This window comes from Flavobacterium sp. JLP (assembly GCF_015350755.1).
Classification (GTDB): Bacteria; Bacteroidota; Bacteroidia; order Flavobacteriales; family Flavobacteriaceae; genus Flavobacterium.
Genome location: NZ_JADKPS010000023.1, coordinates 1 through 386, shown reverse-complemented (window position 1 = coordinate 386; position 386 = coordinate 1). Strand labels below are relative to the sequence as shown.

The window sequence follows — 386 nt, the reverse complement described above, 5'->3', positions numbered from 1 at the left end:
GAGGTAAATAATCCTTTCAACTGCGATCAGGTTAAGAGTTATGTTTCGGTGACAGGTTCAGTCTTAGACTTAAAAGATGATACTGTGGCTTCGGCTATCGGAACAAACCAGCCTCAGACATTATTAAATGTTTTAACGAATGATACAAAAGACGGAAATGCAGTTAATTTATCAGAAGTAAATATTTCGGTAAGTACAGCAGATCCAAAAGGATATTTAAGCCTAAATGCAGACGGTACAATTGAATTAAAAGCAAATGCTCCGGCAGGCGATTATGAGTTTGCCTACCAGGTGTGCGAAAAATTAAACCCGTCAAACTGTGCGGCAGCAGTGGTGAAAGTGACAGTCGGCGCTCCAGTAATCGATGCAGTTACAGAAACAACAGC

Annotated in this window: 1 protein-coding gene; it reads left to right on the top strand. The window is 40.7% G+C overall.

Translation table 11 applies throughout. The features are described 5' to 3' along the window. Nucleotides 1-386 (top strand): Ig-like domain-containing protein (locus IRZ83_RS19430; protein WP_194570771.1); only part of this gene is annotated, 386 nt, incomplete at both ends.